The organism is Streptomyces sp. NBC_01341 (assembly GCF_035946055.1).
Classification (GTDB): domain Bacteria; phylum Actinomycetota; class Actinomycetes; order Streptomycetales; family Streptomycetaceae; genus Streptomyces.
In genome coordinates this window covers 6,977,881-6,990,724 of sequence record NZ_CP108364.1, presented here as the reverse complement: position 1 = coordinate 6,990,724, position 12,844 = coordinate 6,977,881, and the positions used below count along the sequence as shown (strand labels likewise).

The following is a 12,844-nucleotide window of genomic DNA, read 5'->3' as shown; positions in this document are numbered from 1 at the left end:
CCTTGTTTTGCTGACGAATCATCACAAACGAGCGGTGGAACCGCTGCCCGGGGCGCTGAACCGTCAACCCGGGCTCCCCTCACACTTAGTTGACCCAACAAAGATCTCTTGTATTGTGCCCTTGTTCGGGGCGGAGATCCGCATGTACTCATGGCCGACTGCGCTGGCTCAGACCACCGTTGGCCACTGGGCCGAACCATTCAGGGTGGCCCAGAGCGCCACCGAGGCAAGGAGTAGTTGTGGTTGACTCACCCGTTGCAGTGTTCGACAGACTGGTCCGACTGGACCTGCCCGAACGCGCGCCCGTCCTCTTAGACACGGTTGCTGTGCTCGGTGGCAGCGTCGCCGGCCTCCTGGCCGCACGGGTTCTCTCCGACCATGCTCATAAGGTCCTGATCATCGAGCGTGACGACCAGGTGAACGTGGAGGGGCGCCCCCGCACGGGAGTACCGCAGGATCGTCAGGTGCATGGTGTCTTGACCGGGGGCCTCGAGCTGATCAAGCGCTGGCTGCCGGGCTTTGAGCGTGAACTGCGGGACCGGGGTGCGGTTTTCGTCGGCTCGGAGCAGATGACCACGTACGTTGACGGGTACGAGCAGCCGCGCATGGGCGACGACAGTCACCACCACTTCACTCGGCCCTTCTTCGAGTCCCGAATTCGCAGCCGCGTTCTCGCCCTGCCCAACGTCTCAACCCTGACGGCACAGGTGACGGGTCTGGAATACCGCAACGACGCGGTGAGCGCCGTACGCTATGCGGTCGACGGCGTCGAGACAGCGGTGGACGTCGACTTCGCGGTAGACGCGATGGGGCGTGCCAGCAAGCTGTCGGACTGGGTTGAGCAGGCCGGCTACGAGCGGCCGCGACTGCAGCGGATGCAGACCGGCGTCAGTTACGCGACCGCACTGTTCGAAAGACCGGCGAATATTCAGCCGACTGCCACGGTCTCTCGGCACTCCCCCCTCGGCCGGCCGGACGAACTGGCCGTCGCGCTGCTCACCCCGGTCGAAGGTGACCAGTGGCTGATAGGCCTGACAGCCTTCGGGAAGAGCCAGCCGCCCAAGACGATCGAGGAGTTCCGGACCGTCTGTTCCACCCTGCCGCCGGGCTTCGCCGCAGTGGCCGCCGGTTCGGTGACCCGTGAGGTCCTGAACTTCCACCAGGCCGACAGCAGGAGGCGGGACTACGTCGGGCTGTCGCGCTTCCCTGCCCGCCTGGTCAGCGTGGGTGACGCGGTCGCGTCCATGAACGCGACCTACGCCCAGGGTATGTCGTCGGCCGCGCTGCACGCCTCCTGCCTGTCGGAGTATCTGGTCGGCGAACCGGACTTCGCCTCGCCCGCCGACGAGTTCTTCGCCCTGCAGGAAGTCGCCGTGGACGCTCTGTGGGCTTCCTCCGCCGGCGCCGATGCCGACCGCCTGGCCGTGATGAACGGCGTCGAGGCGTCGGAAGAGGTTCAGCAGCAGCGATGGGCCATGGGGCAGATCATGCAGGCCTCCTCCCGGGACGAGGCCATTGCCGAGGCGTGCAAGGCAGTGTTCTTCGTGTCCGCCCACCCGTACACCTTGGCTGACCCGACCCTGCTGGAGCGGGCGATCGCTGTCAACCAGCAGGTGTCCGCAGACGCCTGAGTCGCCAGGCCCCTGAGTTTGTTCCTCTTCCTCCGCCCTCGAACGGTGTCTCGAACTGGTTCGCTCACCCGGGGGTTCACCGGACGTAGGTGCGGCCTTCGTCTGATCATGTGCTCGACCAAGGTGCACGTGACCACGACGAAGGCCGTGAGGGTGAGTCTCCTGGCTGATGCTGTCCGGAGGGAAGCATTCGCAGAAGCGTCAGGCTTGCGGGGCGAGTTCCACGAGTGTCCGACCGCCCGGCGCGACGAACTGTTCGAGCCGGCGCACGCGGTGCCATGTGCCGACGGTGCGTTGAAGTCCCGTCGCGCGTCACGTGAAGGCCGCACTGCCGTCCCGGGAACACCACGAACGAGTGATCGCCGGGCCCGTCAGTTCGAATCCTTCCGAACCTGGGTGCGGCTCAGCCTCAGGAGTGAGACGACTCGGCGGCGACCGGGGCCATCCCTGAATCCGGTCTTTGAGATGCTGGAGCGATGGAAACCGGGATACTTGTCGATCTTGTTGAGGAACTTCTCTCTGGGCCCCGACCTCTGCCTGTCGTCCGTGCCGGGGACCCGGTTCTGCGGCGGCCGACCATGTCCTACGAGGGACAGCTCGGTGCGGAGCGGTTGGCTCGCCTCGTCGAGGCGATGAAGGAGACCATGCGTGCCGCGCCTGGGGTGGGTCTGGCGGCACCGCAGGTCGGGATCCCGCTGCGGCTTGCTGTGATCGAGGATCCGGTCGAGTTGCCCCCTGAGCTGCGCGGGACACGTCCGGAGATGCCCGTGGAAGTGCGCGAGATCCGTGGCCGAGTGCCGCTTCCTTTCCGGGTGCTGGTGAACCCGCAGTACGAACCCGTTGGCGAGCGCCGGGCCGCGTTCTTCGAAGGATGTCTGAGCATCCCCGGTTGGCAAGCCGTCGTTGCCCGGCATGAGCACGTGCGACTGCGCGGGGAGGACGAAGCCGGACGGAGCTTCGACGAGGAGTTCTCGGGCTGGCCCGCACGTATCGTTCAGCATGAGACGGACCACCTTGAGGGCACGCTCTATCTTGACCGCGCTGAACTGCGTTCCCTGGCAACACACGAAGCAGTGGCCGAGCACTGGCAGCAGGCCACTCCCGCCGACGCCGCTCTGGCCCTGGGTTTCCCGCTGCCTGAGCTGAAGTGTGACCGGTGAGGTCGGCTGGTCGGCGGGGGACGGCTGGCCCTCGATGATGCGGTACTGCCCGGTGCAACTGTCGTAGTCGTGGGCTGACGTCGGGGATGCGAGGGCTCGGTTTCCCCTTGGCGGGACCGCCGGCCGGGCAGAGGGCCGGCGGCTTCGTCCTGCCGAGCGTGCACGGGAAGCGCGGCTGCGCTGACGCCCTGCGTGTGAGCAGGGCGGGCGAACACTGCGGATCGGCGGCACTGACGAGGTCCATACGGTGCCTTGACGTCGCCTTGATTGCCGCACCGGTTCACAGGCACTTCCCGGTGTTAGTGTTCGAATTCCCAGGAACCCAGTGCCCTTCGCGCAGCCACACCGTCGCTTCCCTTGTCGGCTGTAGGCGAGGGAAATACGGAGAACGTGCGCAACAGGCCGACGGCTTGAACGGTTCGCGGCGAATGAAGCAGCGGCCGAATTGGCTTCCCCTGTGCATCGCGCACGGTAGGCAGAGAGCTCAATGAGAACTGAACTTCATGCGACAGCGGCATGCGTGCACGAGGAATTCGAGCAGCAGGCCCTGAGAAATCCGGACCTCACCGCGGTGGTGGTCGGCGAGGCCAGGCTCAGTTACACGGAAGTCGACAGGATGGCGAACGGCATCGCCAGGCGACTGCGCGCCGCGGGGGTGCGCAGCGGCGATCGTGTCGGCTTGTGCGTGCGACGTGATGTGTGGCTGGTGCCGGCCCTGTTGGGGGTGATGAAGGCCGGTGCCGCCTATGTGCCACTGGATCCGGCGTACCCCGAGGAGCGCATCAGGTTCATCGCTGAAGACGCCTCGCTCTCGGCGGTCCTCACCTCGGCGGGCACAGAGCACGTGATCCCGGGCACCGCCACGTCCATGTGCGTCGAGGACACACCGCCCGCGGACAGCCCCGGCCCGGAATCCGATCCGCACGGTCCCGCGTACGTCATGTATACCTCCGGATCCACCGGGGCGCCCAAGGGTGTGGTCGTCGAGCATCGCAACCTTCACAACCTGATCAGCTGGTTCGCGGCTTACCTGTCCGCGGACGAACTGCGCGGCATGCTGGCGTCGACGTCGGTCTGCTTCGACCCCTCGACCGTGGAGATCTTCGCCCCGTTGGTGGCCGGCGGCACCGTGATTCTCGCGGAGAACCTCTTCGCCGTACCGACGCTCCCGGCCCGTTCCGAAGCTGTCGTACTGATCGCTGCAGCGTCCGCCCTGTCGGCGCTGATGAGTGCCGGACTGCCGCCTGGCGTGCGAACGGTGATCACAGGTGGCGAGCCGGTCACCCGCGCCCTGTGCGACCGCGTGTACGCCCACCCCCAGGTCCGTCGGGTGCTCAATTTCTACGGCCCCACCGAGTGCACCGTGTGCTGCACCATGGCCGAGGTGGACCGGCACGGCAGCGGCAGTCCACCGATCGGACAGCCGATCGCCGGAGCGAAACTGTCTGTCCGGTCCCCGGACGGCGGCCTCCTGCCGGAGGGCGGGACCGGCGAACTCTGGATAGCCGGGCCGGGTGTCGCCCGCGGCTACCTCGACCGGCCGGAACTGACCGCCGAGCGCTTCGGCCCGTACGGCTACCGCACGGGCGACCTGGGACGCCGACTGGGAGACACCTACTACTTCGCCGGTCGGGCCGACGAACAGGTGAAGGTGGGCGGCGTCCGGCTGGAGCCGGGTGAGGTCGAGGCCGCGCTCGCCGACCACCCCGGCGTCCGGCACGCCGTCGTCCTGGCCACCGGCGACCGGCTCGTCGGGTACGCCGAGTCGGACGCGGCGACCGAGGCGGAGCTGCGTGCCTGGCTCACCGCCCGGCTGCCGCAGCACGCTGTGCCGTGGCGCATCGCGGTGCTGCCCCGCATCCCCGTCCACCCCACCGGCAAAGCCGACCGCGCGGCGTTGCCCGTCATCACGGCGGGCCGTCGGCCGGACGCGCCGTACACGGCGCCGCGCGACGACACCGAGCGGCTCGTCGCGGACGTCATCGCCGAGGTCCTCGGTATCGACCAGGTCGGGGTCGACGACCGGTTCGCCGATCTCGGCGGACACTCCCTGGCCGCCGCCCGCGTGGTCAGTGAACTCGGAACGCGGCGCGGGACTCCGGTGCCGCTCGCGATGTTCCTGAACCATCCCACCACCGCGTCGCTGGCGCGGGTGCTCGGCACGGTCGCCGCAGAACCGCCCCTGCGCCGGGCGCCGGAACGGGCGCGCTACCCGCTCACCGCCGTGCAGCGGGAGTTCTGGCTGCTGCGGCAGCTCGCCCCGAACGTTCCCGTCACCACTCTGACGATGCGCGTCGGCCTGCGCGGCCCCGTGAGCGGGCCGGCAGTGCGAGAGGCGCTGGACGCGATCGTCAGACGACACGAGGTGCTGCGCAGCACCATCCGGTCCGACTCCGAGCCCTACCTCGTGGTCGGTCCGCCGGTGTCCGTCCCGGTCAGCGAGGTCGACCTGCGCGCGCTGCCGGCCGACGAGCAGCGGCGTCGGCTGGAGGTGCTGCACCAGGGCACCGCGACGCACACCTTCGACCTGAGCGACGAGAGCCCGCTCATCCGGGCCGCGTTCGCCCGTACGGCCGACGATGCGGGCGAACTCGTCGTGGCCGTCGACCATGTGGCGTTCGACGGCGCCTCCGTCCCCGTCTTCATGCGTGAACTCGCTGCGGAGCTCGACGGCGAACCGGTGGACGAACTTCCGGTACAGATGGGCGACATAGCGCTGCACGAGCAGGGGCTCGACGGCCAGCCGTCGCGCCGCGACCGGCTGAACGCCTTCTGGCGGACCGCGTTGGAGGGTGCCGTCATCCCTGACGACCTGCCCGGCCGCCAGGAGGCACCGGGGTGGGAGACGGAGCGGGTGACCTTCGCGCTGGAACAAGCCCTGGTGGCCAGGTTGGTTCGGTTCGCGGCCGAGACGGGAACGACTCCGTTCGCCGGTTACCTGGCCGCGCTGGGGCTGGTGACCGGTGGCCTCGGCGGACACGACGACGTCGTGATCGGCGCGGCCGCTGCCCGTCGTCACCGATCCGGGACCGAGCGCGTACTCGGCCCGCTGGTGGACACACTGCCACTGCGGCTGCGCATGAGCGGCGACCTGACCTTCAGGGACCTGATGCGGCAGTGCGCCACGACGATCGTCGGCGCACTCGCCCACCAGGAGCTTCCCGCACGTGAGCTGCTCGAACACCTTCCGGCCCACCGGGTGGCCGGCGCGTCGCGCACTCCGGTCGTCATCACCATGCTGCCGCTCGACGAGCCGGCGTCGCTGTCCGGCGGACCGTTTCGGCTGGAGCTGCGGTCGGACCGGGGCAGCGGCGCCGCGGCGAACGAGTTGTCGGTCTTCGTGTCGCGGACGGTCACGGGCTTCCAACTCCAGGTCGAGTACGCCACCGCCCGCTTCACGCGGCAGGACGCCGAGGCCTTCGCCGAGCGGATGCTGAGGACGCTGCGGACCGGGCTGGCGGATCCCGACCTTCCACTGTCCGGCGTCGAGCTGGTCAGCCGGCAGGAGCGTGACACCGTGCTGGAATTCGCCACGGGACCCGCTCTGCCGGCGTCCAGGCCGGCGACCGTGGTGGACGCCGTGCTGGCCGTGGCCGGGACCCGACCGGAGACGGTCGCCGTGACCGGGTCCACGGGCTCCCTCACCTACGCCGAACTGGTGGCCTGGTCCGGGCGGGTGGCCGCGGGGCTGCTCGACGCCGGAGTTCGCCCCGGCGACGTCGTCGGAGTGAGCGTGCCTCGCGATCATCTGCTTCCCGCGGCCCTTTTGGCGGTGTGGCGGGCCGGGGCGGCCTATCTGCCGCTGGACCCCGACCACCCGGAGGAGCGACTGGTCCGGCTTGCCGCGGACGGGGGCGCACGGGCAGTCCTGGCGCGGGGACCGATCCCGCCCGGGCTTCCCACGCCACTGGACGCCGACGAGTTGTCCGCGCGCGCCACCGGGCGCGACCTGCCCGAGGTCCGCCCCGGAGAACTCGCCTACGTCCTGTACACCTCGGGGTCGAGCGGCCGGCCCAAGGGTGTAGAAGTGACGCACGCCAACCTGGCCGCGTTCGTCGAGGGCTTCCGTCTCTCGCCCGGCATAGGACCGGCCGACTCGATGGCCGCGGTGGCTCCGCTGTCCTTCGACGTGTCCGCCGAGGAGATCTGGGCACCGCTGGCGGTCGGGGGTCGCTGCGACATCGTCGAGCGGGCCTGCGCGACGGACGGATTCGCCCTGGCCGAGCGGATCACGGCCGACGGGGTCACCATGGTGCACCTGACTCCGACGACAGTGCGCATGCTGCTCGCCGCGGACTGGCCGGGCGACCCGCGGATGCCGGTCGTCACCGGCGGCGAGGTGCTGGACCCGCAGCTCGCCCGGGAACTGCTCAGCAGGGTCGGCCAGGTGTGGAACTCCTACGGGCCGACCGAGACGACCGTCACCGCCACCGTCCACCGCGTGACCGCGAGGGACGGCGACACGGTCCCCATCGGCCGCCCGGTGGCGGGCGCCCGCTGCTACGTGGTGGATCCGCTCGGCCGACTGGTACCACCGGGAGTGACCGGTGAACTGTGGGTGTCGGGCAGCGGGGTGGCACGCGGGTACCGGAACCTGTCCTCGACGGCGTTCATGGCCGATCCCTTCGAGCCGGGTGAGCGCTGCTACCGCACAGGCGACAGGGCTCGCTGGCGGCAGGACGGGACGTTGGAGTACCACGGTCGCAGCGATGACCAGGTGAAGGTGCGCGGATACCGTATCGAGCCCGGCGAGGTGGAGGCCGCACTGCGTGCCGACGCGCGGGTGGCCGACGCCGCGGTGGCGGTGTCCGGCACTGGCGGTGGCAGGCATCTGGTCGGCTATCTGGTGCCCGACAGCGTCGACACCGTGGCCGTCCAGGCACAGCTGCGCCTGCGACTGCCCGCGCACATGGTTCCCAGCCGGTGGGTAGGGCTCGCAGCGCTGCCTGTCCTGCCCAGCGGCAAGGTCGACAGGGCGGCACTTCCGCTGCCGTCGGAGGACTCCGGGCATTCACGCGTGTCACCCGGTAGTGAGGCCGAACTGTTCGTCGCCGACGTATGGGCGACGGTGCTGGGAGTCTCCCCCGTCTGGTCGGACGACCACTTCTTCGCGCTGGGCGGCCACTCGCTCGCCGCCACCCGCGTCGTCGGCAGGTTGCGGGAGACCCTGCGCATACCGGTGGCGGTGCAGCTCCTGTTCGACCGGCCCGTCCTCACCGACTTCGCGGCCGCTCTCGAGGCGCTTCTGATCGACGACTTGACCGGCCGGGCTCAGGGGCCGGCATCCAGCGAGCCGTGAGGTGAGGTGACGGGATCTCACTGGGCGGTGCGGCTCCAGGGCGGATGAGCGCCGGTCCAGTGCTGCCGTGCCAGGGGCGAGCCGTGCCGCACCGCCGCCGTGGTCTGGAGGGATGTGCCCTGCGGCTTGGATAAATTCCTTTGATAGCTCCAAGGTGGTGAAGAACCTGTTTGGCCTGCGCATATCCAGCCCAAACGAGGTTGGGCAATGCCGATGCCCTCCTGCCGTCCGGGCGACTATTTCTGGCTCTATCGCAGCCCCCGAAACGCGAAGGGTCCGTCGCGCTTATCGACGGACCCTCACGAAAGATCGAGGCTCAGAACCGCCCGGACCCCTTCCAAACGTTTACCGCGTCGGACCATACAACCCCCAGCATGACCAGAGTCACACCGTGGTTCACCAAATGAAGCGTGTCCGGCTCCAGTTCCCCGCCATGGACGTCCGGATCAGGCGCGCCGGTCACCGTCGTCCAGCCCCCGTCCAGTCGCACACCGGCGGGCTGGTTGCCATCGGAGCGGATGGTTATGATCTGTCCCCCGCCGTCGGTGCCCCAGACGCCGCCGTTGTTCACCCACGGGGTCACAGCAATCTGCCCTGCGCCGTTGTCCGTTAGCGCTACGGTCGGCGAATTCTGGGTTGAGACGCCGGCGATTTGCCGGGGCGTGGACCAGTAAGCGGATCCGTAGAGTTGCGTCGAGTAATTGACCTGCAGATCCGTTCCGGCCCAGGTGAGGACGAGGTGATTCCAGGAGTTGTTGTACGCGATGGAGGGTGTGCTGGATGAAAACACACCCGGGATGGCCCGGGGCGCTTGCCATCCAGTGTTGTAGCGATCGTCACCGAAGCCGTTGAAGAATGCGCCGTAGATCTGGTCGCTGGTGGCGCCGTGGTAGGCGAGATAGACGGACTCTCCGCGGGGCATGGCAGTGACGGCTGGAGCCATGTTGTTCCGCGTGATCACGCCCGGGACCGTTCGCCAGCCGCCAAGAAGACCGACCTGACCAGCATTTATGGACAGCCCTGCGTAATAGATGCGCCCATCCGTGCCAGTGTGATACACGCGGAATCCGTAGTCAGTCGCCACGATCTGCGGAGTCGCGTACGTTGTCGCTGCCCCGCCATCGGCGTTCGCCGGCCACCGGTAAATTGCGCCATTGTTTGCGGCAACGTAAATGGCGTTGTCGCTGTAGCCGCGCCACGCCTGCACGAGGTTGCCGTTCGCGTCGTGCGCCTCCGTCATCCCCCCGCGCGACTCCACCCTTTCCCCGTGGTCGTACTGATAATGCCATTCGGCATCCTCGCCAGGCTGCGCGGCAAAGGCGGAAGCCCCTGCCCCGACAGATATAGCCAGCGCGGCGGTGAGCGTCACAGCTGCTCGGCGAAGCGTTTTCACTCGCTTGTTCACTTTTCCCCTTTTTCTTATCTTGCTGAAATTGGCAGTTCGATGGTGTCGTCGATACGCCGATACCAGGCATTTCTCTTCCGAAGTGCACGGCGGTGCGGGCCGCGAGGAGGAATATCCTCAGCCACGGTTTCGGCTCAACGCCTTTCCAGTTGCCGAGAAGTCCCCATGGCGTCACTGCGGGAGATGTTCACGCAGTCGCCCAGCCTTGCCCTCCTCAGAGCAGAGCGGGACTCTTTGCAACGGGTTAACGAGTCTCAGTACAGAAAGGGTTCACGCCAACCCGGGATCCGTGTCGCGGTTGCGAGCGAGGTCAACACGAATCGGAATCCCCCCATTGTCCTGATCACATCAGCTCCATTCACAGTTCCCGGCAAGCGGGGTGCGGAGCGGGATCGATTGATCAACACGGAGGAATGGTCGGCCGGCCCCTCCACTCTGGAGTGCTTGCTAGGGGAAGAGAATACCAGACCAGATGATGATCATCATCTTCGTGTCTGTGCGCGCGGACTGCGCGGACAGTGTGAGGCCGGTGGCCACTTCGGCCTGACCGACCCTTCCGGCCTCGTCGGACTGGCCCGGAGAAAGAAGGACGCTGCGGGCACGGCGGGCCCGGTTGGCGGTGGGCTGGGCGGGCACTCCGCGCTCGAACGCCCTCACGCTCGACGGCTTGGCCTTGCCGGAGCCGGTGCAGAGGTGTCAGCCCCGAGCAGCCAACATCTCGACAGCACCGCAGCGGCGCCGGTCCCGGACGGGCTCTCGAAGCCGGCGCCACGTCGAGTGAGCTGTTTCGGAGTCGCCACTGATCGGTGATGCCGGCGGTGTGCGCAACGCACGAGGCTCCCGTGCCGTCGGGGGAGGTGTTCGAAGTCTCAGCCCACGGGCACAGGAGCCGTGTTGGTTCCGTATTCTGCCGCACTCGACCTGCCTCATGCTCTGGTCGAGTGGGTCACCATGCTCATCCTCACCCGCGAGGGTGAGCGCCGCTGCAAGCTCCCGCCGCACCAGCGTGCCCTGGTCGGCCTGGTGTACCTGCGGCGGCACGACACTCTCGCCCAGCTCGCTGCCGGGTTCGGCATCTCCGTCGGCTCCGCAAGGCCCGGTGCAGCCCGAATCGAATGTCGTCAATCGCTGCAGCCGTCCTCACCCTGGAGCGGCAACGCTGAACCCAAGACACCGATCTATCGCGATGGGAGTCCGACGATATCCAGGCCGTTGTTCGACGCTCTGCTGCAGCGCGGTCGTGAGATCGGCGGCAGGTTCGGGCTGAGGCGGTTCGGCCCAACCGTGGGCGTCAGCCGCCTCCGCCTCCACCGCTGGTGTTGTCCGGACCGAGGTCATACTCCCGGCTCTGGTTCGCGCCGGATCCCCAATGCTCGTAGCAGATGAGCCCCGCCCCGACGAGCAAGACGATCCCCGTAGCTATCAGCGATATCCATGCACCGGCATCCATGCTTGCGGATGTACCCACCGCTGTCAGTCCGAAGCCTCACCCGGGCCTCCACCGATCCGGAGCGGTTCAGTGGGCGTTGTACAACTTGGCTGACATGCCGGGTGCCTGAGACGATTCTCTCCACATCGTGCGGACGGACCACGGCAACGAGGCGGCAGGGGCCCGGGCCCGCCGACTGGTGGTCCCGGCGGGGGGGCGGGGTGGTGACCGGGTCAGCGGAGCTGGGTGAAGATCTCCTGCAGCTGACGACGCTCGTACGACTCCTCGTGGTCCACGCCTCCCAGCATGTAACCGCCGAACTTGATGTTGGCGCCGCTGTTGTCCAGGGCGATGACCCCCCGTCCGAGATCGGTGAGCGCTGCCTCGACATCCGCCAGCTCCACTTCGGTGTTCTCGCGGATATAGAGTTCCGAGAGCTTTCTGATGGGAAGCAACTCGCCGTGCCATTCCCTCACGACAGCATGCTGGTTAAACGCGTCCCGGTACATGCGGGAGCCCGGGATGATCGCGGGCGCGGCCACCGAGATGGTCGTGATGGATCCTGCGAAGGTCTCTGCCATGGAGAGCCAGTTGTCCACCTCCTCCTTGAGTTGCCGCAAGGTGGTCCCCGGAAGCCCGAGAATGCCCGACAGGTACATTTTGTAGTCAAGGCTCCGCGCCAGTTCGAGCGCCTCGAGAACCCTGTCGGGCCCCTTGTTGATGCCCTTGGAGTTTCCTTTGAGAAGTTTGGGGTCGAAGGCTTCGATTCCGACGTTCCAGGTCTTCACGAAGCCCTTGCAGAGCTCTGCCGACTGAAGGAACTCGTAGACCAGGCCGTAGGCGAGCATGAACCGCCGGCCCCGCAGGATCTCCGAGCCGGCGCACGCCTCTGCGAGATCGTCGAGGAACGATATGTTCCCGCCCCATTGGGCCTTGGACATGCCGAGAGTGGAGTCACCGGCCGCGTAGACGTTCGACTTGAGCCGGCCGACCAGCACCTCGAGGGTCGAAACAGCGGCGCTGACTTCGGAGGTCTTGGGAGTCAGTCCCTGGATGGAGCAGTGCAGGCACCGGCGTGTGGGGCGCCGGCCCCAGTTGCAGCCGCCGTCGAGCGGAAGGGTGACCATGCGCTTCAAGTCGTAGTGCGACGCGTACCAGACGCTGAACGCGTCGTCGTAGTGGGCTTCCAGCTCGTTCTCTATGAGCCGGTAGTCGGGGAGCACGCGCCCGGACAGCGGATACGTGGGCGCCGCCTGGTTGTGGATCTCGCCGGCTCCCCCGCGGTACGCCAGGGAAGGAATCCGTGAGAGGTCCAGTCTCCCTTCGAGCCACGACAGCAGTCCCATCATCGTGAAGGGGCCGTTGTTCCCCGTACAGACGAAGTCCACGATCTTCGACCCGTAGGTGCCCGAGAGGACCTCGCGGTGCAGGATCCCCGGGTGATCGTTGCCGAAGACGACAACGGCATCGGGGTTCACCCGCTTGATCTCGGCGGCGACGATGTAGGCCCACATCGCGGTCGAGGAATAGACGGTGAACGCCGCCACGTCGGGAGGATCCGACTGGATCCTCGCGCGAACGTCCTCCCAGTCGAGATGGCTCATGTCCAGGTACTCCCAGCCAAGATGGGGAAAGCACTTGTCCTGATAGGTGATCATCTCGACCAGTGAAGAGTGCGGGTAGACCGTGCCCTCGTTGGAGTAGCGGGACTGGTCCCCGGCTTCGTCGATCAGTGCTCCGCCGCCCGAGTGGCTGCCGCGGTGAGCGGATGTGAGAGGGAGCCCCACATACCAGACGGACTGGAGCTTTTTCGTCTGCGGCTCCGAGACGGGCTGATCGACGGGGTAGGACCAGACGTATCGGGAATCAGTGGCGGAGACCAGCTCTTCCACCGGCTCAAGGCTCATCATCAGGTTCGTC

At 67.5% G+C, this 12,844-nt stretch carries 5 protein-coding genes and 1 pseudogene; 4 read left to right on the top strand and 2 right to left on the bottom strand.

Going from position 1 to position 12,844, the window contains the following annotated elements:
- Positions 1 to 239 precede the first annotated feature (239 nt).
- The 3 genes from OG206_RS30705 to OG206_RS30695 all read left to right on the top strand — a co-directional run bounded on the left by OG206_RS30705 (position 240) and on the right by OG206_RS30695 (position 8,090).
- Entirely contained in the window at positions 240 to 1,631 is a 1,392-nt protein-coding gene (locus OG206_RS30705; RefSeq protein ID WP_327121849.1) for an FAD-dependent oxidoreductase, read from the top strand.
- Between the two features lie 476 nt (positions 1,632 to 2,107).
- The gene (locus tag OG206_RS30700) at positions 2,108 to 2,791 is read left to right on the top strand and encodes a peptide deformylase (RefSeq protein WP_327121848.1); all 684 of its coding nucleotides are present in this window, start codon (positions 2,108 to 2,110) and stop codon (positions 2,789 to 2,791) included.
- Between the two features lie 520 nt (positions 2,792 to 3,311).
- Positions 3,312 to 8,090 carry a non-ribosomal peptide synthetase gene (locus tag OG206_RS30695; protein ID WP_327121847.1) on the top strand — a complete coding sequence of 1,593 codons (4,779 nt, stop codon included), beginning with the start codon at positions 3,312 to 3,314 and terminating at the stop codon, positions 8,088 to 8,090.
- 316 nt (positions 8,091 to 8,406) lie between these two features.
- Here OG206_RS30695 and OG206_RS30690 read toward each other — a convergent pair whose 3' ends face one another.
- Entirely contained in the window at positions 8,407 to 9,495 is a 1,089-nt protein-coding gene (locus OG206_RS30690; protein WP_327121846.1) for a hypothetical protein, read from the bottom strand.
- A gap of 894 nt (positions 9,496 to 10,389) precedes the next feature.
- Between OG206_RS30690 and OG206_RS30685 the strand changes: the two are divergent.
- Positions 10,390 to 10,587, top strand: a pseudogene (locus OG206_RS30685) (helix-turn-helix domain-containing protein); the annotation flags it as partial.
- Between the two features lie 570 nt (positions 10,588 to 11,157).
- On the opposite strand, the gene OG206_RS30680 reads toward OG206_RS30685, so the two are convergent.
- On the bottom strand, positions 11,158 to 12,831 hold the full coding sequence (locus tag OG206_RS30680; protein ID WP_327121845.1) for a B12-binding domain-containing radical SAM protein: 1,674 nt from the start codon (positions 12,829 to 12,831) through the stop codon (positions 11,158 to 11,160).
- Positions 12,832 to 12,844 lie beyond the last annotated feature (13 nt).